27 protein-coding genes and 1 pseudogene are annotated in these 24,043 nt (G+C 57.5%); 21 read left to right on the forward strand and 7 right to left on the reverse strand.

The annotated features are described in order from the left end of the window. Positions 1–5: 5 nt before the first annotated feature. The 17 genes from ACLEJR_RS24065 to ACLEJR_RS24145 all read left to right on the forward strand — a co-directional run bounded on the left by ACLEJR_RS24065 (position 6) and on the right by ACLEJR_RS24145 (position 14,396). A complete protein-coding gene (locus ACLEJR_RS24065; RefSeq protein WP_440817009.1) occupies positions 6–410 on the forward strand; it encodes a hypothetical protein in 405 nt (134 codons plus the stop codon). Then, on the forward strand, positions 407–892 hold the full coding sequence (locus tag ACLEJR_RS24070; protein ID WP_440817012.1) for a phage tail assembly chaperone: 486 nt from the start codon (positions 407–409) through the stop codon (positions 890–892). The genes ACLEJR_RS24065 and ACLEJR_RS24070 overlap by 4 nt, the downstream gene beginning before the upstream one ends. 187 nt (positions 893–1,079) lie before the next feature. Then, on the forward strand, positions 1,080–2,633 hold the full coding sequence (locus ACLEJR_RS24075; RefSeq protein ID WP_440817015.1) for a phage tail tip lysozyme: 1,554 nt from the start codon (positions 1,080–1,082) through the stop codon (positions 2,631–2,633). After that, complete coding sequence (locus tag ACLEJR_RS24080) at positions 2,630–3,250, forward strand: phage baseplate protein (RefSeq protein WP_440817017.1); 621 nt, start codon at positions 2,630–2,632, stop codon at positions 3,248–3,250. Before ACLEJR_RS24075 ends, ACLEJR_RS24080 begins: the two co-directional genes overlap by 4 nt. Then, a complete protein-coding gene (locus ACLEJR_RS24085) occupies positions 3,247–3,549 on the forward strand; it encodes a phage baseplate plug family protein (protein WP_440817020.1) in 303 nt (100 codons plus the stop codon). The genes ACLEJR_RS24080 and ACLEJR_RS24085 overlap by 4 nt, the downstream gene beginning before the upstream one ends. Further along, the gene (locus ACLEJR_RS24090; RefSeq protein WP_440817022.1) at positions 3,542–4,492 is read left to right on the forward strand and encodes a baseplate hub protein; all 951 of its coding nucleotides are present in this window, start codon (positions 3,542–3,544) and stop codon (positions 4,490–4,492) included. The genes ACLEJR_RS24085 and ACLEJR_RS24090 overlap by 8 nt, the downstream gene beginning before the upstream one ends. After that, positions 4,489–5,145, forward strand: coding sequence for a Gp138 family membrane-puncturing spike protein (locus tag ACLEJR_RS24095; RefSeq protein WP_440817024.1), 657 nt, complete (start codon positions 4,489–4,491; stop codon positions 5,143–5,145). Before ACLEJR_RS24090 ends, ACLEJR_RS24095 begins: the two co-directional genes overlap by 4 nt. Then, on the forward strand, positions 5,142–5,507 hold the full coding sequence (locus ACLEJR_RS24100; RefSeq protein ID WP_440817027.1) for a hypothetical protein: 366 nt from the start codon (positions 5,142–5,144) through the stop codon (positions 5,505–5,507). Before ACLEJR_RS24095 ends, ACLEJR_RS24100 begins: the two co-directional genes overlap by 4 nt. Further along, entirely contained in the window at positions 5,507–6,766 is a 1,260-nt protein-coding gene (locus ACLEJR_RS24105; protein ID WP_440817028.1) for a baseplate J/gp47 family protein, read from the forward strand. The genes ACLEJR_RS24100 and ACLEJR_RS24105 overlap by 1 nt, the downstream gene beginning before the upstream one ends. Next, positions 6,763–7,422, forward strand: coding sequence for a DUF2612 domain-containing protein (locus ACLEJR_RS24110; RefSeq protein ID WP_440817030.1), 660 nt, complete (start codon positions 6,763–6,765; stop codon positions 7,420–7,422). Before ACLEJR_RS24105 ends, ACLEJR_RS24110 begins: the two co-directional genes overlap by 4 nt. Then, positions 7,422–8,201: a phage tail protein gene (locus ACLEJR_RS24115; RefSeq protein WP_440817032.1), complete on the forward strand. Its 780-nt coding sequence runs from the start codon at positions 7,422–7,424 to the stop codon at positions 8,199–8,201. The genes ACLEJR_RS24110 and ACLEJR_RS24115 overlap by 1 nt, the downstream gene beginning before the upstream one ends. Beyond that, a complete protein-coding gene (locus ACLEJR_RS24120) occupies positions 8,201–8,410 on the forward strand; it encodes a hypothetical protein (RefSeq protein ID WP_440817034.1) in 210 nt (69 codons plus the stop codon). The genes ACLEJR_RS24115 and ACLEJR_RS24120 overlap by 1 nt, the downstream gene beginning before the upstream one ends. Before the next feature lie 7 nt (positions 8,411–8,417). Next, on the forward strand, positions 8,418–8,861 hold the full coding sequence (locus ACLEJR_RS24125) for a terminase small subunit (protein WP_440817036.1): 444 nt from the start codon (positions 8,418–8,420) through the stop codon (positions 8,859–8,861). Then, a complete protein-coding gene (terL, locus tag ACLEJR_RS24130; RefSeq protein ID WP_440817038.1) occupies positions 8,858–10,468 on the forward strand; it encodes a phage terminase large subunit in 1,611 nt (536 codons plus the stop codon). Before ACLEJR_RS24125 ends, terL begins: the two co-directional genes overlap by 4 nt. A gap of 75 nt (positions 10,469–10,543) precedes the next feature. Next, positions 10,544–12,724: a hypothetical protein gene (locus ACLEJR_RS24135; protein ID WP_440817041.1), complete on the forward strand. Its 2,181-nt coding sequence runs from the start codon at positions 10,544–10,546 to the stop codon at positions 12,722–12,724. Between the two features lie 62 nt (positions 12,725–12,786). Continuing rightward, the gene (locus ACLEJR_RS24140; RefSeq protein WP_440817043.1) at positions 12,787–13,212 is read left to right on the forward strand and encodes a cell wall hydrolase; all 426 of its coding nucleotides are present in this window, start codon (positions 12,787–12,789) and stop codon (positions 13,210–13,212) included. Between the two features lie 95 nt (positions 13,213–13,307). Further along, the gene (locus ACLEJR_RS24145) at positions 13,308–14,396 is read left to right on the forward strand and encodes an acyltransferase family protein (protein ID WP_440817046.1); all 1,089 of its coding nucleotides are present in this window, start codon (positions 13,308–13,310) and stop codon (positions 14,394–14,396) included. Positions 14,397–14,419: 23 nt separating this feature from the next. Here ACLEJR_RS24145 and ACLEJR_RS24150 read toward each other — a convergent pair whose 3' ends face one another. Next, a complete protein-coding gene (locus ACLEJR_RS24150; RefSeq protein WP_440817074.1) occupies positions 14,420–15,115 on the reverse strand; it encodes an SOS response-associated peptidase in 696 nt (231 codons plus the stop codon). A 46-nt stretch (positions 15,116–15,161) separates the two neighbouring features. Continuing rightward, entirely contained in the window at positions 15,162–15,386 is a 225-nt protein-coding gene (locus ACLEJR_RS24155; RefSeq protein ID WP_440817047.1) for a hypothetical protein, read from the reverse strand. A 113-nt stretch (positions 15,387–15,499) separates the two neighbouring features. On the opposite strand from ACLEJR_RS24155, the gene ACLEJR_RS24160 reads away from it, so the two are divergent. Then, positions 15,500–15,844, forward strand: a complete 345-nt coding sequence (locus ACLEJR_RS24160) for a hypothetical protein (protein WP_440817048.1) — start codon at positions 15,500–15,502, stop codon at positions 15,842–15,844. Between the two features lie 571 nt (positions 15,845–16,415). On the opposite strand, the gene ACLEJR_RS24165 is transcribed toward ACLEJR_RS24160, so the two are convergent. Both ACLEJR_RS24165 and ACLEJR_RS24170 read right to left on the reverse strand, forming a co-directional pair. After that, complete coding sequence (locus tag ACLEJR_RS24165; protein ID WP_440817051.1) at positions 16,416–16,601, reverse strand: hypothetical protein; 186 nt, start codon at positions 16,599–16,601, stop codon at positions 16,416–16,418. Between the two features lie 16 nt (positions 16,602–16,617). Beyond that, positions 16,618–16,881, reverse strand: coding sequence for a hypothetical protein (locus ACLEJR_RS24170; protein ID WP_440792869.1), 264 nt, complete (start codon positions 16,879–16,881; stop codon positions 16,618–16,620). Between the two features lie 199 nt (positions 16,882–17,080). On the opposite strand from ACLEJR_RS24170, the gene ACLEJR_RS24175 reads away from it, so the two are divergent. Continuing rightward, a complete protein-coding gene (locus ACLEJR_RS24175; RefSeq protein ID WP_440817052.1) occupies positions 17,081–17,785 on the forward strand; it encodes a TetR/AcrR family transcriptional regulator in 705 nt (234 codons plus the stop codon). Continuing rightward, the gene (locus ACLEJR_RS24180; RefSeq protein WP_440792873.1) at positions 17,775–18,560 is read left to right on the forward strand and encodes a pyrroline-5-carboxylate reductase family protein; all 786 of its coding nucleotides are present in this window, start codon (positions 17,775–17,777) and stop codon (positions 18,558–18,560) included. The genes ACLEJR_RS24175 and ACLEJR_RS24180 overlap by 11 nt, the downstream gene beginning before the upstream one ends. A gap of 42 nt (positions 18,561–18,602) precedes the next feature. On the opposite strand, the gene ACLEJR_RS24185 is transcribed toward ACLEJR_RS24180, so the two are convergent. Beyond that, positions 18,603–20,639 (reverse strand): oxidoreductase, encoded by a 2,037-nt coding sequence (locus ACLEJR_RS24185; protein WP_440817054.1) that lies wholly within the window; start codon positions 20,637–20,639, stop codon positions 18,603–18,605. Positions 20,640–20,977: 338 nt separating this feature from the next. Here ACLEJR_RS24185 and ACLEJR_RS24190 point away from each other — a divergent pair, with 338 nt between their 5' ends. After that, complete coding sequence (locus ACLEJR_RS24190) at positions 20,978–21,826, forward strand: glycine betaine ABC transporter substrate-binding protein (protein WP_440793081.1); 849 nt, start codon at positions 20,978–20,980, stop codon at positions 21,824–21,826. Positions 21,827–21,976: 150 nt separating this feature from the next. Here ACLEJR_RS24190 and ACLEJR_RS24195 read toward each other — a convergent pair whose 3' ends face one another. Both ACLEJR_RS24195 and ACLEJR_RS24200 read right to left on the reverse strand, forming a co-directional pair. Next, positions 21,977–22,831, reverse strand: coding sequence for a methyl-accepting chemotaxis protein (locus ACLEJR_RS24195; RefSeq protein ID WP_440793083.1), 855 nt, complete (start codon positions 22,829–22,831; stop codon positions 21,977–21,979). Positions 22,832–22,837: 6 nt separating this feature from the next. Next, positions 22,838–23,920, reverse strand: a pseudogene (locus ACLEJR_RS24200) (HAMP domain-containing protein); the annotation flags it as partial. Positions 23,921–24,043 lie beyond the last annotated feature (123 nt).

Consider the following 24,043-nt stretch of genomic DNA (forward strand, 5'->3'; position numbering starts at 1 on the left):
AACGCATGGCACTTTCAGACCTTTCTGTAGAAAACACCATTGTGGTCATCACCGGCGTTGGCGTGCTGGACGACTGGGGTCGCACTGACCCACCGTTCACCGTCGAGCCAATCGATGATCAGGCGAATCTTAGCCGGGGCCTGGGCGGCAATGCCGTTCGCTTCCATCGCAAGAATCCAGGCGTTCGATTGACGGTTAACTTGATGCCCGGAAGTCCGCAAGCTCTGGCCTTGCAGGCACAAATCACTGCGAAGGCCGAGGTTTCCGGTTCATATGCCTCTATCGCCGGCTTGGAGGGCGGGGTCTTTTCAGAAGGCGTGATCACTCGTGGCAAGTCCATGGCTCGTGGGGGGCCGGGAATGAATGACGCGACCTTCGTTATGGAATTCAACAAAGGCGTCCTTGTATGAATCAGGCAGAAGCTCATATTCGTACCGTCGAGCATGACGGCGTGACGTACCGTTTCGCCATGCCTAGCGCGGAGAAGCAGCGGGCCGTGCTGTTCCGCTTGGGTAAGTACGGTGTTGAACCAATGATCCGGGGCCTGGCGCTGGCCGAGGTTGGCGCCAGCTCTTCGGTAGCGGTCGCCGGCGGCATCGTAGGTACGATGCTGGCTCGAATGCCGGAGGATGACTTCAATTTCATCTGTGACTCACTGCTGGGCAAGCTATTCAAGGAAGGCTCCACGACACCGCTGACGCTCGAAGACTTCTCCGGAAAACTGAAGACCTACTTCACGATCGTGGTGCTGGCGCTCGGAGTGACGTTTGAGGATTTTTCCGCACTCCTGACCCTCTTCCAGAAATCTACCGCTTCAGCCGCGGAGCAGGATTCGAGTCAGGAGAGCGCATCAACCCCGCTGTCGACTGGGAGCTATGGCGGCCCTGTGTAGGTATTCCAGGGCTTTGCCCGCCGCTGTGCACTTATCGCGACCTGACGGATGGAACCTATTCACTTGGTTGGGTTAAGCGGGCAAACATGGTCATGGACGAGATGATCTATGCCAGGCACCTGTCCAGAGCAAATATCCAAAAATAGCCCTGCATTCGCAGGGTTTTTGCTTTTCAGGGGGCCTGAACTTGAAAGTATTAGAAAGCTTCTTGATCGCCCTCGGCATGAAGGTCGACGAGAAATCCTTCCAGAAGGCCGACGCGGCGTTTGGAGGGCTCACCAAGTCAGTCTTGCAGCTCGGAGCTGTAATGGCTGGGAAGCTCGCCATCGACAAGGTAGTGGGAGATTTCAAAAGCGCGGGCACCGAACTGAACAACTTCAACAAGCTGACCGGCATGAGCACGCAGAATGTGCAGATGCTCGGGCAGGCGCTGAAGGCTCAAGGCGGCAATGCCTCGGACGCCTTCGCGGCGATGAAGAAGATCCAGGATCTGATGGCATCCCCTATCACCGGCGACACGGGGTGGTTCGGCGACGTCGCTAAGCTTGGCCTGAATCCGGATGTGATCATCGGCGCGCAGAGCACCGCCGAGGCCCTGGCTGGTATCGCGGGCGAGTTCGAGCACATGAGCTCCCTCAATCAGCGATTGGCGGGCCAGGCCCTGGGCCTGGACGACTCTACCGTGCGTCTGCTGATGCGCGGCCGCGATGAGGTCGAAAAGCAGCTGGATTCCAGGGGCAAGCTTGCCCTGATGACGCAGAAGCAGATCGAGGATGCTGCCCGGCTGACGCACGCAACCAGCGAGCTTGACCAGGTGTTCACCGATATCGGCAACACCATAGCTGGCGAGCTCACCCCTGCGTTCGCGGAAATGGCCGAGGACTTCGTTGCCTTCTACCGCGACAACAAGGATTTGATCGACTCAGGCCTGAAGGAGTTCTTCGGTGGCCTGGCCGACAACATTGAGCTGGTGTCCGCGGCGCTGATCCTCATGGGCGGTGCTGGAGCACTCAAAGGCCTGGCCGCTCTGCGTGCCGTGGTTGGCTTGGGCGCGGCAAGTGCCGGGGCGGCTGGTGGTGCTGCTGCCGCCGGCGCCGGGGCTTCCATGCTCGGCGTGGCTGGCGGCGGCGCGGCGGCTCTTCTGTACTCCAGCAGCCTGAACGTCGGCGAGGACACTGACCTGCTGAATAACCGCCTGAAGAAAGGCGGTGGTGAGGCGGTGGCCGCCGTCGTTGACTACTTCATGGCTAAGGGTTGGACTCAGGATCAGGCCGAAGGGATAGCGGCCAACTTGGAGCAGGAAAGCGGGTTCAAGGCAAACGCATCCGGTGACAGCGGCCAAGCCTATGGTCTCGCCCAGTGGCACCCGGACCGGCAAGCAGAGTTCGCCAAGCAGTACGGCAAGGACATCCGCAACTCCACGGGCGCCGAACAGCTTGAGTTCATTCAGCACGAGCTCACCAAGGGCAACGAGCGCGCCGCCGGCAAGAGCCTGCGCACCGCGACCAGTTCCTATGATGCTGCAGCAATCGTGTCTCGAGAGTATGAGCGTCCAGGTATCGACGACAAGGCGCGGGACCGCGAGGCGGCGAGCCGAGGTGATCGCGCCGCCAGTTACACCGACAACCGCGTGTACCACATCAGCGGGGCAGATACCGAAAAGGTCAAGCAGGTCCTCAATGAGCAGATGGGCATGATGACCGAGCGAACAATGCAGGATTTCAAGAGCCCCGAACTATGAGCCTGATGAGCATCTTCACCAAGACGTTGCCGAAGATCGGCCCGCTTGAGTTCGACGCAAAGCTTGAGGGCATCACCAGCAAGGCCATCAGCCTGACGCAATACCCTGTTGAGTTTGGTGCCAACACCAATGATCACGCGATCCTTCTGCCAAATCGCTATCTGCTGACAGGAGCCGTGTCCAACAGCCCCCTTGGACTTGGCTTGGATGATATCGGGATGATGGGGGCCGGCGCTTTGGCGACTGTGGTCGGCGGCATTGGTGGCGCGGCGATTAGCGCCGTCTCCGCCTACCTGCTATCTGGCGGGGATGAAACCAGGGCATCCACTGCCTGGGCGTCCCTGACAGCACTCTTGGAGGCTCGCGCCAGGTTCGACCTCGATACCGGTAAGGAGATCATGCGGGACATGATCATCGTCCGTCTGGATGAGCGTACCCGTCCCGAGAACGAGGACGGACTGGTGTTCATTGCCGAGCTACAACAGGTTCGAATTGTGCGTTCTACGGTTGGTCGTGGCGTCACTTCGGCCGACCAGCTCATGCAGAACGACACGGTGTCAACGCAGGGCGCGCCCATGGTTTCCACGGGTGACGCCGCCGTAGAGGTAATTCCATGAGCCGTTACAGCGTAGCCGTGCAAACACTGCCGGCTCAGACTTTTGTCGCCCGTCTTGGGCAAAACACCGTAACCATTGAGCTCCAATGGATGGTGCGGTTTGAAGTATTCCGGGTGAACATCCTGACCGCCCTGGGCGTGCCGCTCACCATGGGTCGATTCCTGCTACCGAATGTCAACCTCTTGGCAGGGTTATACCCACCACCGGTTATCTCCTACGGGTCGCTAACCCTGGAGGGCGATCCAGCAACGCCGGAAAACCTAGGCATCGACAACATGCTGGTGTGGTCCGATGAATGATGAAATCTTCCTGCGCAACTACCGCCTGAAGATAGGGCGTAGTACGGGGTCGCGGGTCTACGAAATGAGGCCTAGCGAAACTAACCCCGCCCAGGACGGGCTGCGAATCACATTCCAGGTCACTCACTTTGCCGGCGGCGCGTTCAGTGTCGCTGAGATCACCATTTACAACGTCTCGCGCTATGCATCCAGACAAATGCTCGGCGACGGCTCTACAGGGAGATATGAGTTCATTTCGTTGGAGGCGGGCTACGACGGGTTGTTCGGCTCGATCTTCATCGGCCAGATCACGAACGTTCAGCTTCATCTTGAGGACGGCGGCGCTACTCGGGGAATTCGCTTTTTCTGCAAGTCGTCTGCCAAGGAGCGCGATCAGAACCTGATAAACCTGACCCTGTCTCCAGAAACAGATCCGGTCCAGATCATTGAGGAGTGCGCAGCGGTATTTGGTGCTGAGATCCAATTTTATGGGGATTTTTCGGAGCTCAGGCGTCGCTCGCGTGGAACCGTGCTTCAAGGCAGCCCTACCGCTTGCATGAACGAACTGGGCGAGACCTACCAGTTCGATTGGATGGTTGAGAACGGGGCAATCAAGATCATCAAGCGCGATTTTGCGCTGGACAATCAGATCTACGTGATCAGTGCTGGCACCGGAATGATCGGCTCGCCCGTAGTCAGTGATACTGAGGTGGGTATCCGCTACACCCTCAACCCCAAGATCAAACTTGGCGACACCATCAAACTTGAGTCAATGGCGCCTCGCTTCGAGTTCTCCGGAGCGTTCTTCTATGACGTTCCCCGGACCATCGGCGAAGGCTACTACAAGGTCAACTCGCTGGTGTTCGCCGGCGACTCCCATGGTGATCAGTGGGAGAGCCAGATTAGCTGCCTGCGTCTCAGCGCGGCTGCGCAGGCCGGCATTTCACAAAGGGCAACACGATGAGCGACCCGCTTTCCACAAGAACGCAGGCCGAGTACTCCAAAATGCTGCGCGGAATATTCGGTGAGTACTTGAAAGACAACATGCGAACCAGTGTGCCTGGGCATGTCCTGAGCTTCGATCCAGCAACCCAAATGGCAGAAGTGCAGATCGGGCTGATGCTGGAGGACCGCCTGGGCATGCAGCAGCCGCGGCGTCCGATCATCCATGTCCCTGTTCAGTTCTGGGGGGCGGCCGGAGGCACTTTGGAATGTCGGGTTGCCAACAACACCGAGGGCGTCTTGTTCTTTTCGCAGGAGTGCATCGATTCTTGGGTTGACCAAGGTGGCGTAGCGGTGAAGTCCGAGCCGCGGCGTTTCTCTATCAATGATTGTTACTTCATCCCAGGCGTGCGATCCGTTCCGGGCGCGATATCTGATTTCGCAAACGAGGGCATCCGCCTACGCAGCAATGACGGCTCCGCCTACTTCTGGATTCATGATGACAAGTCCCTTGAGATTGGCGGTGTGTCACTGAATGTGAAGTGTCCTGCGAATTTCGAACAAGCCGTCACGACCATGACAACCATTCACAACCAGGGCGTGAACATTGGCAAGATCCATACCCACAACGGCGTCCAATCGGGCAACGGAAACTCTGGAGTGGTGAACCCATGACAGTAAGAAAACTGGACGCCGACGGCGACCTGGCACAGGGCAGTCAGGAATTTTTGACAGGCTACACCGCAGAAGAGGTCGCGCAAAATGTGCTGACTCGTCTCAAATTCTTCCTCGGCGAGTGGTTTCTCGACATCACGGACGGTACGGATTGGTTTGGAAGTGTGCTTGGTAAAGGGTCCGTTTTGGCTTCAAGAGAGTCAGTGATACGGCAAAGAATCTTGCTGACGCCTGGCTGTGCCGGGATGACGGCGTTCAGCCTTACTACAGACATCGCTACTCGGGAGCTGACTGTTAGCGCATCAATCATCAGCGCATCTGGCGATAGCGCTGAAATCAACTATGTCCAGGCGATCGTCTAATGGCTGAAATCACTGATCAAGGTATCACCGGCCGCTCGCTGAGCGAGTATCTGAGCGACATCGAATCCAAAACGTTGGAAATTGATCCACTGTGGAATATCGAGCCTGATAGCCCAGACGGACAACGAATAGGCATTGAAGCCGAACTGTTTGCGAATCTTGATGAGGCCGTTGTCGCCGCATTCCGCAGTAAAGATCCCGACAGCGCTACTGGCGAAGCACTGCGCGATATTGGGAAAATCTCAGGCGTGCCGATCCGAGAAGCAACCTATTCGGTTGCCCCTATTACGGTCACCGGTCAACCCGGGACGGCAATCCCATCTGGTTCACAAGTTCGCAGCAAGGTTGATAATGGTGTATGGCTGACGACGTCGACCATTGTGATAGGCGTGAGCCAGACGGCAAACGGTTTCGCCACTTGCTCAACTCCGGGTCGAGTACTGGCATCCTCAGGCGACCTGAATATCATCGGTACGCCGTTCCCTGGATGGGCAACAGTAACAAATGGTGAAGCTACTGCCGGCGAAGACGCAGAGAGCAATGAGGATTTCCGCAAGCGTCGAAATGACTCGGTTGCCCGTGCGGGCAGCAATATGCGAGACAACATGCATGCCAATCTCGCGAGCGTGCCCGGTGTAACTGACGTCAGGGTTCTGGAGAACAGCAGTGTCTCTCCGTTCGATTCCGACGGAGTTCCCTACACCGGCATTGCGGTGATTGTTAATGGCGGCTCAGACGTTGATGTTGGCCTGGCTATCTACCAGAAGCACAATCCGGGAACGCCCATGTTTCCGCGCTACAACTCCAAGACGGAGACATGGGTGGATGCACCAGGCACAAACGGCGTCAAAGTAGTGGTGACGTCTCCCGTGACGGGCAACAAAGACACTGTGACCTTCCGTCGTGCCCTGGGGCTGCCCATTTTCGTGGCGGTTACCTTTCAAAAGGTGGGGGATCTGCCAAGCGATATAGACGCACAGATCAAGCAGGCGATAGTCGCCGACTCGACACGCTCTCTTTTCAACGGTGAAACAACAACCGGCTTCAACAGAGGCGGGTATGACATCGGCGAAAAGGTCGCCGCCGGCAGGCTTTACACGCCGGTGAATAAGGTTCTCGGTAAATATGGTGATAGCTATGTCACTTCCCTGACCATTGGCCTCAGTGCCGGATCGCAGGGGCTTGTGCCGATACAGCCGGCCATAGACCAGATCGCTACCTTCGACACCGCCAATATTGCAGTAACGGTGATCCCATGATCATGGACCATGTCGAGCGAGCCAAGTCGCGCATCATCAATGAATACCGTGACAAGCAGCGCATGGTGCGCTGGCTGACCATCACGCCAGATATCGCAAATCAACAGCTGGAAGAGCCACTGAGCCAAATTTACGGAAGCTATGACGTCGATAATGTGACCGGTGAAATGTTGGACATCATCGGCCGTATTGTTGGCGTCCGGCGCCCGATTCTTCGTGCCGCCGAGTTCGATGTGTTTGGTTACGCTGGGAATGACAGCTATACCAATTACAACATCGCGCCCTACATCGGTGACGGAGGGTCAACAGATTCGCCGCTAAACAATGACCTCTATCGCAGGCTCATCAAGGCAAAGATTGCAAGAAATATCAGCGACGGAACGGCTGACGACATCATTCAGCTGGTGGAAATAATCATCGGCATGAAGGTTACTGCGCTGGTGTGCAATGGCGACAAGTCTTTCGATATTGGTATCGCCTCAGAGCTGGACAACACCATGCTCTATCTTATTGAAAATTTTGATTTGATTCCTCTACCTCAAGGCGACCGGCTCGGCGAGATATTTGTTCTGCCGGTGAATATCGATGACATCGAATCCTCGTCGTCGAAGATCTACGAATACTCAAACTTCACTCTCCCTGGAGATATAGCCTGATGGCACGACAGCCTTTCAATACTCGCTGGGCTCAGGGCGTGGAGACTGACAACAGCCTAAACAGCTTCGCAACGCCGAGTGATGTGCGCCTTGCGACAGGTTGGGAAGGTGGACAAGACAAGGACGCGCCACCGGCCGGGCACGAGAACTGGTGGCATAACCGTGCTGACACGGCTTTGCAGAGTCTAGAGCGTAACGGCGTAATGACCTGGCATCCGCTGGCTGTTTATGGTCTCGGCGCGCCAACATACGCGTCCGATGGTAACTACTACGAAAGTATTACGACGAACAATTCAGGTAACGACCCCACGCTCACTACAGGTTTCTGGCGATATATCGGATCGTCTTTCTTTATTGGGTACGATCCAGGCGATCTGAAGATGGTAGCGCATAACAATGTCCCAGCCGCTGGCTGGTTAAAGTGCAACGGAGCGGTCCTGCTGCGCGCCTCCTACCCACGATTGTTTGCGGTGATCGGGACAGCCCACAACAGCGGTGGAGAAACAAGCCTCCAGTTCAGACTTCCTGATTACCGGGGCGAGTTTGTCCGTGGATTTGACGATGGACGTGGCGTCGACTCTGGGCGAGTTTTTGGAAGCGCTCAGAGCGACATGCTTCGGAGTCACAGCCATGAAATTGCGGCCAACGGATATTTAGTCAATCTGGGTACCGGGCAAGCCGTCCTAACAACCACTGGCAGCCAGGCGGCTACTTTGCCAGCCGGTGGCGCCGAAACGCGCCCACGGAACAAGGTTGCCAACTATTGGATTAGGTACTGATGGAAGTCGAACTTCAGCAGGGCCAGCTCCTGGTCTACCAGACAGACGAGAACGGGCTCTATATCGGTGAAGCGGTAGCTGATCCAGACCCGCAAAACATCGGTCGCTGGCTTATTCCTGCAGGCTGCGTAGAGGAAAAGCCGCCCCTCCTGACGGCAGGGAAGATCCCCAAGTGGGTCGGCTACAAGTGGAAACTGATCAACCCGTAGGTGACATATGGAACGCAAGGCAAAGAAACGCTTCACCGACAAAATGGAGCTTTTCTGCCTCGCCTATGTCGAGACCGGCAACGCCTCCGAGGCATACCGCCGGTCCTACAACACTGCAAAAATGGCTGACAAAACAGCTCAGCGTGAAGGCTACAACACCCTCCAACGGCCTCAAGTGCAGGCACGCATAGAAGAGTTAAGGAATAAGGTCATGGAACGTCACGAAATCACCGTGGACTCGCTCCTGGCTGAGCTGGAAGAGGCTCGCCTGCTCGGTAAGGAGACCGGCAAGGCATCTGCAATGGTCACGGCCTCAATGGGCAAGGCCAAGCTCCTGGGCCTCGACAAGCAGATTGTCGAGTTGACCGGCAAGGACGGAGCCCCCATCGAGACGAAATCCACGGTCAAGGTGGATCAAGAAGCGCTTGAATCCGTACTGGCCCGCCTATGACCGCACTCCTCGATTGGGAGGCGATGAGCATCGAGGAAAAGCAGGCCGCCAAAAGTATCAGTGAGCACTCGCCCCTGTCGTTTATGCGTGTGTGGTTCCAGCTGAATCAGGGCATGAAGATGCTCTGCAACTGGCACCACCGGTACATGGACCACACAGCGCTGCGAGTGCTCAATGGCGAACTGAAGAACGTCGTGTTCAACATGCCACCTGGTGGCACCAAGACCGAATACTGGTCCATCCACCTTCCAGCCTATGCCATGACCGTGCGCGACCGCACACGCACTCTGAACGTCTCCTACTCGAATTCCTTGGTCGTGGAGAACTCTGGCCGCATCCGGTCGATCGTCTCCAGTCCTGAGTACCAGGAGCTCTGGCCTGTTTCGATGGGTAAGGCCGATGTCGAGAACTGGTCGCTTATCGACGGCAAGGGTCGCACCCGGCACCAGCTGTTCAGCCGCTCCACGGGCGGCCAGATTACCGGCTGCCGGGGCGGCTACATTTCCAAGGACTTCACTGGCTTCATCAACCTGGACGACCCAGAGAAGGCCGACAGCGCATTTTCGGCGACCATGCGGGCCAAGGCCCAGCGGATCGTCACAAACACGCTACGCAGCCGGCGCGCATCGCCTGATACACCTGTCATCTGCACTCAGCAGCGCCTGCACACGGACGACGTGTCGGGATTCCTGCTCAAGGGCGGCATGGGCCTGGACTTCGCGCACATCAAGGTTCCGGCCCTGGTGACCCGCGATTACATCGCCAGCCTGCCCCCGCAGATCCGTGAGCACGCAGAGCGCGACGTTTTCAGCGGTCCGTCAGTGGTGCGCGGCGGGGTTGAATACTGGTCCTACTGGCCGGCCAAGGAGTCGGTCCACGACCTGATGGCCCTGTGGGACAAAGACGCCTACACCATGGTCAGCCAGTACCAGCAGGAGCCCGTAGCGCTCACAGGCGGCATGATCGACCCGGACTGGTTCAAGACCTACGAGCAGCTGCCATTTTTGGTCTGGCGTGGCGTCTATGTGGATACCGCGCAGAAGACTGGCGAGCAGCATGACTTCTCGGTTTTCGCGCACTGCGGCCTGGGAGTGGACGGCAATCTGTACATCATCGAGATTGTGCGCGGGAAGTGGGACGCCGGTGACCTGGAAGCCGAAGCTTTGCGGGTGTGGGAGCGCTGGAAGCCGTGGGACCAGTTCAGGCCCGCGGCCTTGCGCTACATGCGCGTCGAGGACAAATCCAGCGGTACCGGCCTGATCCAGACCATCAGCAAAAAGGGCGCGATCCCGATAGAGCCGCAGCCGCGCGGCCCGGCCGCCAACAAGGTCACCCGCTGCATGGATGCCGTGCCCTGGTTCAAATCCGGGCGGGTATTCGTGCCCGCTATTTACGACGAGCAGGGGAAGCCCATCACGCACGTCAAGGACCACCGAGGGCAGGACCTGTGCACCACTGAGTGGGTCACCACCTTCCTCACCGAGGCCGCAGCTTTCACGGCCGACGACAGCCACAACCACGACGACCAGGTGGACACCATCTTCGACGCAGTAGCCGACATGCTCATCAGCAACAGCGGTGATTTTTTCTCCGGCAACTGGCTTTAACCAAACTCGCCAATCGCCTCATTTCTAGTTGACCGCAACCGGTCACGCTCCTTAAACACGCCCCAGGGGAACTATATGACTGACCAGACAGAGCGCCTTGAGATTGCTACCGTGAAAGCTGAAGTAGGCAGCAATATTCTTTCGCGCTTCGCAAACGACGCCATAGCCGCGCCACCCATCCCCACGGAATCAGGTGATATCCAAAACCTGAAACAGATAATTGCTGGAATCGAGACGAAGGCCAGCGTTTCGACATCTATTTATCCCGATGTCGCTACCGGACTCTCGGCCACGGATGAGGGCGGCATGTTTCTCGTCGCATCGAGCGAGAATGATGAAATCTATGCTGTCTGGAGGAAAGTTGGAGGCGTGGCGGTAGACACAGGCAAGCGGTCCATGTCTTCGCAGGCAGTGGAGGACGCCGTGGTGGAGGCCGAAGCAAGTGCGGCCCAGGCGGCAGCAGCGGCCGCCGAAGCTATGGCCGCAGCGGCGGACGCCGGCCCGCTACGTGCGGATTTGCTGGCGCCGGATGGCGCTACGAGAGTCGGCTGGATCAGGGACCAGCTTGCACCTTCAATCGAAAGCGTTGCGCAAATGCTAAACGCCCAATCGGTAAGCCTCTGGGAGTTCGCAGACCTTGTTGTGACCAAGCCAACTCCAACAAACGCGGCTACATGGGATTGGACTCCCGCCATGCAAGCGTTCGTAGATTACTGCGCAGCCAACAAGCTGGCCGGATCCATCCCGGCAGGCACGTTCAAATTCAATCAGGTTAACTTGCCTGACGGTAATCTGTGCATTCATGGCGCCGGCCCATTTTCCACATTTTTGAGCCCATACAGCGCTGGGACGACCCTTCTCTATAAGAATCAGGTTACCCCGTCAGGCGTGGATAATCAGACGAATCAGTTGCGAGGCATCACTGACCTTGCGTTTGCTGACGAGGCTGGGCTCGGCGGCTGCCGTGCGATCTTTTGCCAAAATGTTGTTGGCGTGGTCCTTCAAAGAGTTCAGTTCAGGAAACTCGATAAAGCTCTTGAGTTTAATCGCTGCCAAAATATAGTTCTGGATTCTTGGTTCTATTATAAAGGTGGGCGTTTCATATTCGACGCCAGCCCTTATCGTAAAATCGCTCCAAGCACCTACGATTACACAAAGACTGTACAGGTCACCAACGGCCAAGATCTTCTAGGATATTCAGATCTTGGCGGCCAGCCATGGCTCCACTTTCGTGACACGGTTAACGCTTTTGTTTCCAACGTTCAAACACCTGCACTCATGGGCAAGGCGGACGGGATAAAGATCGAGGGAGGATGTGAGGGGATATGGCTCAATAACGTCATTTTGGTCTGGCCGGTAATTGGGGTAAATATGCGCGCCGGACTGATTGATATTGGAAACGGAATTCCTGATACAGTGATAGATCCGGAGTGGAACAATTTTGTCGCGGTGGCGGTCGACCAGCCCTCGGGCGATGCGTTCTTCATGGAGGGCGACTACTGGAATATGGAGTCGTGCCTAGCAGTTAACGGCGATCTCAGAGGAACGACGGGGTCCGGGATCAAAATTACTTCTCGGTCAAAACACTTTAACGTGTCGAAAACCACCGTTAGGGACATGCCTGCTAATGGTATTGAGGTCGACCTGGGTGCTTCAGAGGGCGTATTCAGTTATATGGATGTGTTCGATAACGCCTCCGTTAGTGGCGCTCAGGTCAATGCCGCCCTTACAAGACCTGATAGTGTTAAATTCAGGGATATGCGGGTTGTAGGCAGCGTTTCGGTTTCTGGGGGGAGATTGGTTGGTGGCAATACATCGCCTGTGATTAGCCGAGATACCGGCTCGGCAAGCACCCCAGCCAGTGTGACACCTACTGACTTGATGTCATATACGATCCCGGCCGGCACTTTGAAAGCAGGGCAAAAAGTTAAGATTCTGGCTTACGGAACGTTTGCGGCGAACGCGAATAACAAGACGATACGTGTATTTTTTGGGGCGCTGAACGCAGGTGGGTGGGTCTCTACCACTAATGGTGGGGCCTGGCGCATTGATACAGAGATAGAACTGATCTCTGCTGGCTCCCAGGAATACATTCGTCGATCTGATGTGCAAGGCGCTAGCAACTCCATCGCCACCGGAATCGGGGCAGTGGATGAATCCGCTGCTGTTCTTGTAAGGGTGCAAGGCGAGAATGGGGTAGCCAGCGCCGGGGACATCGTATGCCAGCACCTCAGCATTGAGTTGAGCCCGTTTTAATACGCCCCAATAGACGTCTATCAGGCCGCCATCGAGCGGTTTTTTTGTGCCTGGAGAAAATCATGACCGTTTCTGAGAGAGACCGCGACATCCTGGCCCGCACACTTTGGGCGGAAGCAAGAGGTGAGGGGTTGGCCGGCCAGATCGCCGTGGCCTGGACGATCCGCAACCGAGTGGAGGACGGCCGGGACAAGTCCTGGTGGGGTGAGGGCTATGCTGGCGTGTGCCTGAAGCCGTACCAGTTCAGTTGCTGGAACAAGAACGACCCCAACTATCCATTCCTAAGCGGCGCGAAGCCCATCCCGCCGAAGCAATTCGCCCAGGCGCAGCGGGCGGCGGACCTGGTGATCTCCGGCGCAGAGGCCGACCTCACCAAAGGCGCGACCCACTACTACGCAACCACGATGCCGAAGCCTCCCGCCTGGGCGGCCAAGGCAACCCAGACCCTGCGGCTGGGCAATCACGTCTTCTTCAAGGGCGTACCCTAAACCAAAAAGGCCGGATTTTGTGTCGCTATGGGTCGGAATAGCTTTGCCGTTGGAAGGACATTCAGCGACAATCGTCTATTTACAGGGAGGTTCAAATGGACCGTAACAACAGTCTCGACTCATTGCGGTTCCTGGCGGCGCTTTGCGTTGCTGTAGCGCACTGCTTAACGGCTTTTTCGACTCAGCCATACCACGCCCAGACTTTATCGATGATGGATTTTTCCAACGTCGAGGGCGTGTTTGCGCGCCTCATCCAGCTTGTGTTCAACGCACACTCTGCAGTTATAATTTTTTTCGTCCTGAGCGGTTTTGTATTGACGATGTCTTTGCAGCGTCTATCGGCTGTGAATTATGGTGTTGAATTCTTCGCATTTGTTATACGTCGTGTTTATCGAATATTCCCAGCTTTAATCTGTAGCCTTATTATTCTAGGGGTCTTGATCAGCTACCCGTCCGAAAAGCTAGTACAAAACATGTTTTTAATGGATACGTCAATTAACAGTGTGGCCTGGACATTAAAGGTTGAACTGTCCGGGTGCGCTGTAGTTTTCCTAGGGTTCGCGGTACATCGTATTTGGCGGCCTGGATTAGTGTTCGTGGGTTTGGCGCTATCGCTACTTTATTTTTCGAGCCTGATTTCACCCATATATACTAAATACCTTCCGGCGTTTTTTGTAGGCTGCCTGATAGCGAATGCAAAGAAGGAATTTGTTATTGCACCCTTCCTATCTTATGCGGGCCTAATTCTGATGCTCGTATCGGATATGGCGCTTGGATATAAAAGTGATACATCGATTATTGTACAAACAATATGCGCAGGTATAATTATTCTGAGCATTTCGCGCTCTAAATTTATGCCATGGCTGAATAGCCCAGTTCTGACATTTTTAGGGAAAATATCGTTTTCATTCTATCTTATGCATTTGATAGGGATGATTCTCACCAGGCAGCTTTGCGTGAAGTTGGGAATCCCCCTTGGCGGTATGTCTATGCTTGAAAATGCAGCCGTTTATGCGGCGATCTCCGTGCCTCTAACAATTGCGATATCAGTGATAACGTATTACTTGGTAGAGCAACCGATGAATAAGGTTGGGGGTGACACCGCCAACTCATTTAGGAAGACGTTTTTTCGTAGATCTTTGGCACGCGCATCAAATGTATCCGAGGCACAGCCAGCCCCCTGATCGCCGACACCTTTCTATAGGTGTCAACCGATTGAATCAGCGATAGGCCTGATCAACTCCGGGCCCTGGTTTCTCACATTTCCCACGGCTCGGTCCACCTTGAACCACTCGAAGGCCTCGGCTGGCTCGCCCTGATGAAGGACCATCTGTTCGGCGCGCTCCATCGGTGTTGCTGGGTCGAGCCATTCCCGGGCCAGCTCGGGATTCAGCACCACCGGCCGCCGGTCGTGGACATCTATCATGCCTCCCTGGCTGTCAGCGGTGATGATGACAAAGCCGTCGTGTTCCTTCGGCTCCCGGCCTGCTGTGGGGAATTGGCCTATGGCCGCGCAGAAGATCGGCGCCCGGTCTCGCCGGCGGATCAGGTAGGGCTGTTTCTTCGGTCCGCCCTCATCGACCCACTCGAACCAGTTATTTATCGGGGTGATGGCGCGGTTCGGCCAGATCGAACGGTAGAAGGGGCCGTGGGCAACTTTCTCGACCCGGGCGTTGATTGGGGCGGCGCGGTCCTTGGCCCAGTGCGGCCGCCAACCCCAGCGCACCAGGTCGGCGTGCAACTCGTCGCCTTCCTGATGGAAGAGGGCAAGCTGTTGCGAGGGAGCGGCGTTGTATCGCTCCAGGGGTTGATCGCCCAGGGTATCGACATAAGCCCCTGGCCACATTGCCAACACAGCCACGAAGTCGTGGATGCCGGTGTACTGGGAGAGTCGTCCGCACATCGTAGGTTCTCCTGGGGCGCGGGCTGCCCGGTCTTTCTTGGGCAGCTCAGTCAACAGGCAGTTCCTCCAAGGCCATGCAATAGAAGGCGTTCGCCATCTCGTCGAGGTCGTACTGCTCCAGTCGGTCGATCACGCCGCGCTGGGCCATGGCGGCGCTCTGTTGATACAGGCGTGCGCGGTAGAGGTCGGGATCTCGGGACCGCAGTTCTTTGTCATCGAGAGCGTCGTGCCATAGGCGAAGGCCGGGAGAGTCAGGTAGGTCTGGCAGCATCGTGTGATTCGTCATTACTGTTTGCACATACAGTAATCTGGTGTTGAGTTGCGCTGCTTGATCAGCCGACGAACAGCAGGATCCGCCCATCGGGATCATTTGAGGAAACCCTTGTGCGGATCGATACTGTGTTTTTGTACAGTATCGAGCATGAGATGTATTTTCTTATAGTGACCATGAGAGAGAAGGGAGTGGCGAAGACTTGGCCGGCCATCAGGGCGGAGGTCCCGATTCGAGCTGACGTTAATATCAGGAACGGTCCCTGCGAATTCCTCAATCGAAGCTGCGAGATTGCCGAGGTTAGGTTTTCGACCTGGCCGCTTAACGCTCCGGCCTTTTCGCCGCTCTACGATGCCAGGATATCGGGAATGGCCACCAACGGATTTTCGATCAGCGGGCTGGAAGAGGTCGACGGGGTGTTATACGCCCAGTCATGGTATTGCAGACCTGAGAATTGATTGTGTTCGGTCGGCAGGACGCCGGAGGAGGGATGCGTGACTTTTGCGTGACTCTCTCACGCATCTGTAATCACTCATGGACAGTCGATTGCAGCGAGCGCCAATGATTACAGCCAGTACAGAGGGTCTTGCATGGGTACTGCGTGCATGGGGTGCTAGGGGTCGAGTGTTCGAATCACTCCGTCCCGACCATATATTTAATGACTTAGCCCAATCTGCAAAGGTTGGGCTTTTTCATTGGTGGGGAGTTTTCGGGACTTTATCCATTTCCTTTCAAGATTGTCGGCGCCGTTCCCCGCGGATTGGTGGCTGACAGCCTGCCCATGTCCTACATTACGTTTCTTGGTCCGGCACGCATAAAACAGCCCATCTAAGAGGCCAATGCGTTTACGTAACGTTTATCACCTGTCGTGGCGAGGGAGCTTGCTCCCGCTGGGCCGGTCCGACGCCTCGGCGTAGCTGCCCCAAAAGCTTGGGACCGCTGCGCGCTCCAGCGGGAGCAAGCTCCCTCGCCACGGGATGGTGGCGTTCTTAAGTGATCGGTAATGCGCCGAAGAGGCGGGACGAGCCTTCAAAGGCAATCGGACTTGCCTATCTGAAATTCAGTGATCGGAGAGTTGCTCGCGTCATTGAGGGTGTAATTCACCAGAAGCCCGGACCGCACGAATGGGCCTAGAAACTTCTCATCGCAGGATGCGGCGGCGGCAACGTCCTTTCTATCCTTGGTGAGTGCATCGAGATCGACCTCATCTTTCAAGACTCATCCAACACCCTCAATGCAACGCCCAAGACCTCGGCACCGGAACATGGTCAAACTTTGAAATCGTCTTGATCCAATAACGGCGATAATCAGTCTGATCCGGCGCCAGCGGTTTGTGGGTCGACCACTGATGCCCAGCCTTGAGGCTGGCGCGATAAGCCTCCCATTCTTTCTGTTCAGCGACTTCCCGGGCTTTTTGCCTGTCGTCGAACCAGCCGAGGACGTAGGGTTCGCCCTGGTCCGTGCCGTGCGCTATCAGCAGATAGATCTCTGTCATTACTGGCTCGCCTTGATCCTGAAACTTACTCACTGCTCTTACCCAGGGTATCGGCAGTGCTTTCGTGTTTTTGAGAGTTATTAATGAAGGCCGACAGTTCGCCGAGTAGTAGTTTGGGCGTCGATAAAATGTACTTGGGTGTACATTAATCAGTCGTCACGGTACATTCGCAGCAAGCATCGTTGATAAGGCTAGCAAGATGTCCCAAGTAGGAAAGACACGTGGCAAGGCTCAGGACGCGGGTTGGCGCGGTTCGCCGGAGGGGTGGCTGGAGGCGGCTTACGAGGCGCTGAAGGAGGCGGGTATCGACGCGGTCCGGGTCATGCCGTTGGCCAAGCGCCTGGGCTTGTCTCGCACCAGTTTCTATTGGTTCTTCGAGGATCGCGAACAGCTGTTGGCGGCCTTGCTTGCACGTTGGCGGGACACCAACACCGGGGGGCTGATCCGCCAATGTGAAAGCTACGCCGAGAGTATTTCCGAGGCGATCCTCAACGTTTTCGAGTGCTGGTTGAATCCCGGATTATTCGATTCGCAGTTCGAGTTCGCCGTGCGCAGTTGGGCCTTGCAGTCGGTCGAAGTGGCCCATGAAGTCTCGGCGGTGGATGAGCAGCGGATGCTCGCGTTGGCGAACATGTTCAAGCGCTTTGGCTACGACAGCCAGGCCGCTGATACGCGGGCGCGGACGATTTATCTGACGCAGATCGGCTATATCACCATGAACACCAGTGAGCTGATCACCGTGCGTTTCCAGCGCATCCCGCATTACGTGAGCATTTTCACCGGGAAGGTGCCCAAGCAGCGTGAGCTGGATCGTTTCTACGGGAAGTTCGGTTACGCCGAAAAAGAACCTGGGGTCTTCGTACCTTTAACGGAGACTTTCGCGGGGGCCAGCGATGATCAATGAGACCATCGGTATCGTGGGTGGCACCGGCTGGTTGGGCGGTGCGATCGCCAAGGCGCTGTTGACGAAGGCCTTGTTGCCGGCGGGTAAGCTGGTCATTTCCAACCGTTCGGGTGCGCATCCGTTGGCGCAACAGGGCGTCTGTCTGGTCGCCGATAACCAGCTGCTGGTGGATCGCAGCGATGTGATCGTCATCGCTGTCCGACCTGAACATTTCGCCGGCCTGAACATCGATGCAACCGGCAAGGTCGTCATCTCGCTGATGGCCGGGATCAAGGCGCAAACGATCGCCGAACGAACCTCGGCGCCGGTCGTGATACGGGCGATGCCCAACGCGGCGGTGGAGATCGAACAGTCGTTCACGCCTTGGTATTGCGCGGGTGAGGTAGCCGCAGCGACGCGTGATCTGGTACAGCGGTTGTTCGAAAGCGTCGGTACCGCGGCGCAGGTGCAGGAAGAGGATTTTATCGACTACCTCTCGGCGCTCTCGGGGACCGGGCCGGCCTTTGCTGCTCTGTTGATGACGGCGCTGACCGATCAGGCGGTGGCTGCCGGTATCCCGGCTGATATTGCCCGGCTCGCGGCAAAGAACGTCGTGGTCAATAGCAGCCAGCTGCTGGCGAGCCATGATCCCCGGCAGATGATCGATTCGCTGGTGGCCTATCGAGGTGTCACGGCCGCCGTTTTGCAAACGATGACCGAGGGTGGTTTCAAAGAGCAGGTCGGCAGGGCGCTGCAACAAGGCGCTGCCGTGGCGCGCAGGGGGCTTCAGGCCTGACGGGAAATGCAGATTGCCCCTGGAGCCTCCAGGGGCAAGACTTCAGATGTCTTTGAGCAACCGCAGCGCATCGTAGATGGCGGCGTGGGTATTGCGCGCCGACACCGCGTCGCCGATCCGGAACAGCTGGAAGCGGCCTTCGGGGTGGGTCACGATGTTCTGGGGGTTTCCGGCGATCAGGTCGTGCTGTTCCACCGCGCCGCCATTGCTGGAATGGGGACGCAGTTCGAAGTACAGGTCGTCCAGGGGAAGCGTGCCGTGGTTGATCACCACTTGATCGATCACACGCTGTTTGTGCACCTGTCCATAATCGCTGCCAAAGCGGGCGAGCAACTGGCCGTCGTGTTTTTCCACGGATTCGACCCGGTAAGTCACGGTAAAGGTCACGTCCAGGTCCTGCAGGCTGCGCATGTAGGGCACCAGGTTCATCGCCATGACCTCTGGGGCAAACGAGCGGTCCGGGGTGACGATCTCCAGTTTCGCACCGCTGTTGGCGATGATCTCGGCAGCCTGTAGCGCCGCGTGGTCACCGGCATCGTCGAAGATCAGCACGTTCCTGCCCGGCTTCACGTCGCCGGAAATGATGTCCCAGGTGGACACCACCAGTTCGTTGCCCTGCTTGAGCACCTCGGTGTGGGGCAGGCCGCCGGTGGCGACGATGACCACGTCCGGATCCTCGGCCAGCACGGTCTCAGCCTCGGCCCAAGTGTTGAAATGGAATTTCACGCCCAGGCGTTCACATTGCGCCATGCGCCAGTCAATGATGCTGATCATCTCGCGGCGCCGCTCGCTCTGGGCGGTCAGGCGAATCTGCCCGCCCGGTTGGTCGGCGACTTCATATACCGTGACGTCATGGCCGCGCTCACCCGCGACTCGCGCCGCCTCCAGCCCCGCCGGGCCGGTGCCGATCACCACCACCTTGCGCCGGTGCGGCGCCTTGGCGATGTCGTGGGGCATGGTGGTTTCACGACCGGTGGCGGCGTTGTGGATGCAGTACGCGGCGCCACCCTGATAAATGCGGTCCAGGCAATAGTTGGCCCCCACACAGGGACGGATGTCCTCTTCGCGCTTCTCGATGATCTTGCGCACGATGTGCGGGTCGGTCATGTGCGCACGGGTCATGCCGACCATGTCCACCTTGCCGGAGGCGATGGCATGGCGCGCGGTGGCAACGTCGGGGATCTTGGCCGCATGGAAGGTCGGGAAACCCGTGGCGGAGCGGATTTCTCCGGCAAAATCCAGGTGCGGTGAATTGCGCATGCCCTGGATCGGAATCACGTCGGTGAGGCCCGCATCGGTATCGATGTGTCCACGAACCACGTTGAGGAAATCGACCAGGCCGCTGTCCTTGAGCATGTGCGAAATCCGCAGGCCATCCTGCGCACCGAAACCGCCCGGCAGGTCCTCGTCGCCGGTGTAGCGCACCCCCAGCAGGAAGTCCTCGCCGCAGCGCCGGCGAATGCCACGCAGGACCTCGAAGGTAAAGCGCAGGCGGTTTTCCAGCGAGCCACCGTACGGGCCGTCTAGATCGTTGGTCAGGGGCGACCAGAACTGGTCCATCAAATGACCGTAGGCCTGCAACTCCAGACCGTCGAGGCCGGCGGCCTTCATGCGTTCGGCGGCATCCACGTAGTCCTTGATGATCCGGTCGATGTCCCACTCTTCCAGCTTTTTCGGAAAGGAACGGTGAGACGCTTCCCGGCGGTGGGAGGGCGAGACGACCGGCAGCCAGTCGGCCTTGTCCCAGCGCGTGCGCCGGCCCAGGTGGGTCAGCTGGATCATCACCGCGGCGCCATGCTCGTGGCATTCGTCCGTCAGGTCCTTGAGCCATTTGACCACTTCATCCCGATAGGCCAGCACGTTGTTGAACACCGGCGGGCTGTCGCGGGACACGGCGGCGGAACCTGCGGTCATGGTCAGCGCCACGCCGGCCTTGGCCCGTTCGACGTGATAAGCCCGGTATAAATCCTTGGGCATGCCGTCGACGGGATAGGCCGGCTCATGGGCGGTGGTGATGATCCGGTTTCTGAGCGTCAGGTTCTTGATTTTGTAAGGCTGCAGCAATGGATCGCTGGACATGGTGGTGCTCCGGAACAGAACAACGGGCGTGGTTTTGACATGACGGTATGTTCAATGTTCACGTGTGTCAATGTCTGTGACACAAGTGTACATTTTACTTGTCTGAAGAAAGAACCAGGATTAACATCCCTTCGAAACGGGAAGTCGGAATCACCGTTTGCGTTATCAGAAGCTGTCCAGGACCGACATGAATTCCCTCGTGGGGGCGACGTCCGGTTGCGTCCCGAGGAAGTTGATCTTTCTGCTGCCCTGCCAATAACAACTCATACAGTACGCGGAGATGAACCATGATGAGGTTAACCAACAGCACTTCCATCGGCTGGCTCGCCGGCGTTGCGATGGTCATCAGCAGCTTGATGGCCCAGGCCGACGAGCCCACGCCGATCCGCATCGGATGGGTGAACTGGTCGGATACGGAAATCGCGGTGAAGCTGGCCGACACGGCGCTGCGAGATCACCTCAAGCAACCGGTCAAGTTGGTCCTGGCCGATATAGGCATTCAGTTCCAGGCATTGGCCAATGGCAGTATCGACCTGATCCCGATGGTCTGGCTGCCCAGCACTCACAAATCGTTCTATGACAAGTACAGCGACAAGCTCGAAGACCTCGGCGCGCTGTATGAGGGCCGGATCGGCATGGCGGTGCCCACCAGCATTCCCGTCAGCGAGATCGCCAGTGTCGAAGACCTCAATAAGCCACAGGTGCGGGAAAAGCTGGGTGGCAAGATCCTCACTTCAGAGGTCGGCAACGGCCAATACAAGCTCACGGAAAAGGCCATCAAGGAATACAGGCTCGACGGCTACAAGATGGTCGCGTCTTCTGAGTCCGGGATGTTGAGCGAGCTGGACCGTAACTTGAAGCGTGACAAATGGTCCTTGATCAACGCCTGGAGTCCACATTGGATGTTTTCCAAATGGTCGCTGCGTTACCTGGACGATCCCAAGCAGATCTTTGGCGGTGCCGAGCAGATCCACGTGATGGCCCGCAAAGGCTTCAGTGCTGAACATCCCGATGTCGCCCGGTTCTTCGCCAACTTCAAGATTCCCCAGGCGGATCTTGAAAGACTGATGGCGGCTGCCCGTGACAGCTCGGCGGACAACGTCGTTGCCGAGTACTACGCAGCCAACAAGCCTCGTTTCGAAGCGATGTTCGGCGCCCAGGCTGGATCGGCTACGGCGAGTCAGTAATCACTGAGGTGGAAGCGGCCGCAGGGCCACCGTCTGGCCGAGATCAAAATGTGGGAGCGAGCCTGCTCGCGATGGCGGTGTTTCAGTCGGTGCAAATGTTGAATGACAGACCGTTTTCGCGAGCAGGCTCGCTCCCACAGGGCGGTGTACTTAGAACTTGAAGCGTCCCACCAGGCCTTTGAGTTGTCCGGAGATGTCGGTCAACCGCCCCGATCCGCTTTGTGCCGAATGGGCGAATTCCTCGACCAGTTGGGCATCGGCATGGATCTGGGCGATGTGCCGGTTGATGTCTTCGGCCACCTGGTGCTGTTCCTCGGCGGCGGTAGCGATTTGGGTGTTCTGGTCGCGAATCGAGTCCACCGAGTGGCGGATCTTGTCGAAGCTGTCACGGGCCTGTTGGATACGTTCCACACTGGTCTGCGACACTTGCAGGCTGTTCTGCATCTGCAGGGTCACTTCCTGGGTGCGGCGGGCGAGGTTGCCGAGCAGGCTGTCGATCTCGCCGGTGGAGTCGGCGGTGCGTCGTGCCAGGGCCCGTACCTCGTCGGCCACCACGGCAAACCCACGGCCCTGGTCACCGGCGCGGGCGGCTTCGATGGCGGCGTTGAGCGCCAACAGGTTGGTTTGTTCGGCAATCGAGCGAATGGTATCGAGGATCGTGTTGATGTTCTTGCTGTCCTGCTCGAGCGCTTGCATGGTCTGGGTCGACTGCTGCAGGTCCTCGCTCAGTTTCAGCACGCTGCCAGTGGCCTCGCCGATGTGATGCTGGCCGTCGTGCACGTCACGGTAGCCGGTATCCGCGCTGGAGGCGGCCTGGCTGCAGGAACGGGCGACTTCGTTGGCGGTCGCGACCATTTCGTTGAACGCCGTGCTCACCAATTCCACTGCCTGACGCTGGCGGCCGGCGGCTTCGTTCATGTTCTGGGCGACTTCGCTGGTATCGGCGGCGGCGTTCTGCAGGTCGGAAGAGGCGCTGCCGATGCGCTGTACCAACTGCGCGATCATGCCCAGGAACTGGTTGAACCAACTGGCCAGGGTGGCGGTTTCGTCCTTGCCCTGCACTGCGAGTTGGCGGGTGAGGTCACCTTCACCTTCGGCGATCTCTTGCAGACCGCTCGCCACACCGCGGATCGGGCGCACGATCACGCTGGCGAAACTGGCGCCGACAATGGCGAACACCACCGCCAGCACTGCGGCAATGGCTGCTATCAGCCAGGTCAGGCTCGAGGCCTCGGCCATCACTTCGTCACGTTTGATCAAGCCAATAAAGCGCCAGCCCAGGTCCTTGGAACTGACCACGTTGGCCATGTACGGCACGCCATCGATCTCGATCTGGGTCACGCCGTCCTTGCTTTTGGCCAGTTCGGCATAGTTGGGGCCAAGGTCGGCCAGGGGCTTGAAATTGTGCTTGGCGTCGCTGGGGTCGACCAACACGTTGCCACTGGCTTCAACCAGCATCAGGTAACCGCTGTCGCCCAGCTTGATGTTCTTGACCAGTTCGGTCAGTTGCTTGAGCGACACGTCCAGGCCGACGACACCTACCAGCTTGCCGCTGGCATCGGCGATGGTGTGCACGATGCCGATCAAGGACACATCATCCGGTGCCCAGTAGTAAGCATCCGTGCGCACGGTGGTGCCCGGCGCGGCAATGGCGGCCTTGTACCAGGGGCGAACACGCGGGTCGTAGTTGGAAATCTTCGGGTCGTCAGGCCAGCTGGCATAACCACCATCGGCCAGTCCCACGGAAAGATAGGCGGTAGTAGGGTGGCTCTTGGCGAATCTGTCGAAGATATCCAGCAACTGCTTGTTGGTCTCCGTCAGGGGAATTTGTGCGGCGTCGGCACCGGAATAGTTCTTCAGATCCTTGGCGCCGACGATCCGCGGATCCTTGGCGAAGAATTCGACGTTCTGGCTGATGCCGTCGAAGAATGTCTTCATGCCGTTGTCGATCTGCCGGATTTCACGACCGCTGCTGTCAAGGAAATTGGTTTTCGCCGCCTCGCGCAGGTTCAGCACGACGAGCACCGCGACCAGGACAACGGGCAGGCAGGCAATGGTCGCGAACGCCCATGTCAGCTTCTGTTTGATGTTCATGAAAACTCCCGCAGGTATTTATTAATGTTGGGACGGCGGAAACAGTAGCGGTGAGCGTCGCAAATGCTGGAACGAGAGGTAGCGCCCATGCTTACTCTCAGCATATCGACTGACGCGTTTGCC

It is taken from the genome of Pseudomonas sp. SMN5 (genome assembly GCF_052041925.1).
GTDB lineage: Bacteria > Pseudomonadota > Gammaproteobacteria > Pseudomonadales > Pseudomonadaceae > Aquipseudomonas.

Excerpts from the sequence above, each read along its gene's own strand:
- ACLEJR_RS24125 (WP_440817036.1), top strand. The coding sequence starts at position 8,418 with ATGGAACGCAAGGCAAAGAAACGCTTCACCGACAAAATGGAGCTTTTC.
- ACLEJR_RS24105 (WP_440817028.1), top strand. The coding sequence starts at position 5,507 with ATGGCTGAAATCACTGATCAAGGTATCACCGGCCGCTCGCTGAGCGAG.
- ACLEJR_RS24190 (WP_440793081.1), top strand. The coding sequence starts at position 20,978 with ATGGTCATCAGCAGCTTGATGGCCCAGGCCGACGAGCCCACGCCGATC.
- ACLEJR_RS24070 (WP_440817012.1), top strand. The coding sequence starts at position 407 with ATGAATCAGGCAGAAGCTCATATTCGTACCGTCGAGCATGACGGCGTG.
- ACLEJR_RS24170 (WP_440792869.1), bottom strand. The coding sequence starts at position 16,881 with ATGACAGAGATCTATCTGCTGATAGCGCACGGCACGGACCAGGGCGAA.
- ACLEJR_RS24085 (WP_440817020.1), top strand. The coding sequence starts at position 3,247 with ATGAGCCGTTACAGCGTAGCCGTGCAAACACTGCCGGCTCAGACTTTT.
- ACLEJR_RS24135 (WP_440817041.1), top strand. The coding sequence starts at position 10,544 with ATGACTGACCAGACAGAGCGCCTTGAGATTGCTACCGTGAAAGCTGAA.
- ACLEJR_RS24140 (WP_440817043.1), top strand. The coding sequence starts at position 12,787 with ATGACCGTTTCTGAGAGAGACCGCGACATCCTGGCCCGCACACTTTGG.
- ACLEJR_RS24080 (WP_440817017.1), top strand. The coding sequence starts at position 2,630 with ATGAGCCTGATGAGCATCTTCACCAAGACGTTGCCGAAGATCGGCCCG.
- ACLEJR_RS24175 (WP_440817052.1), top strand. The coding sequence starts at position 17,081 with ATGTCCCAAGTAGGAAAGACACGTGGCAAGGCTCAGGACGCGGGTTGG.
- ACLEJR_RS24185 (WP_440817054.1), bottom strand. The coding sequence starts at position 20,639 with ATGTCCAGCGATCCATTGCTGCAGCCTTACAAAATCAAGAACCTGACG.
- ACLEJR_RS24155 (WP_440817047.1), bottom strand. The coding sequence starts at position 15,386 with ATGCTGCCAGACCTACCTGACTCTCCCGGCCTTCGCCTATGGCACGAC.
- ACLEJR_RS24100 (WP_440817027.1), top strand. The coding sequence starts at position 5,142 with ATGACAGTAAGAAAACTGGACGCCGACGGCGACCTGGCACAGGGCAGT.
- ACLEJR_RS24110 (WP_440817030.1), top strand. The coding sequence starts at position 6,763 with ATGATCATGGACCATGTCGAGCGAGCCAAGTCGCGCATCATCAATGAA.
- ACLEJR_RS24195 (WP_440793083.1), bottom strand. The coding sequence starts at position 22,831 with ATGATCGCGCAGTTGGTACAGCGCATCGGCAGCGCCTCTTCCGACCTG.
- ACLEJR_RS24115 (WP_440817032.1), top strand. The coding sequence starts at position 7,422 with ATGGCACGACAGCCTTTCAATACTCGCTGGGCTCAGGGCGTGGAGACT.
- ACLEJR_RS24150 (WP_440817074.1), bottom strand. The coding sequence starts at position 15,115 with ATGTGCGGACGACTCTCCCAGTACACCGGCATCCACGACTTCGTGGCT.
- ACLEJR_RS24180 (WP_440792873.1), top strand. The coding sequence starts at position 17,775 with ATGATCAATGAGACCATCGGTATCGTGGGTGGCACCGGCTGGTTGGGC.
- terL (WP_440817038.1), top strand. The coding sequence starts at position 8,858 with ATGACCGCACTCCTCGATTGGGAGGCGATGAGCATCGAGGAAAAGCAG.
- ACLEJR_RS24065 (WP_440817009.1), top strand. The coding sequence starts at position 6 with ATGGCACTTTCAGACCTTTCTGTAGAAAACACCATTGTGGTCATCACC.
- ACLEJR_RS24090 (WP_440817022.1), top strand. The coding sequence starts at position 3,542 with ATGAATGATGAAATCTTCCTGCGCAACTACCGCCTGAAGATAGGGCGT.
- ACLEJR_RS24120 (WP_440817034.1), top strand. The coding sequence starts at position 8,201 with ATGGAAGTCGAACTTCAGCAGGGCCAGCTCCTGGTCTACCAGACAGAC.
- ACLEJR_RS24095 (WP_440817024.1), top strand. The coding sequence starts at position 4,489 with ATGAGCGACCCGCTTTCCACAAGAACGCAGGCCGAGTACTCCAAAATG.
- ACLEJR_RS24145 (WP_440817046.1), top strand. The coding sequence starts at position 13,308 with ATGGACCGTAACAACAGTCTCGACTCATTGCGGTTCCTGGCGGCGCTT.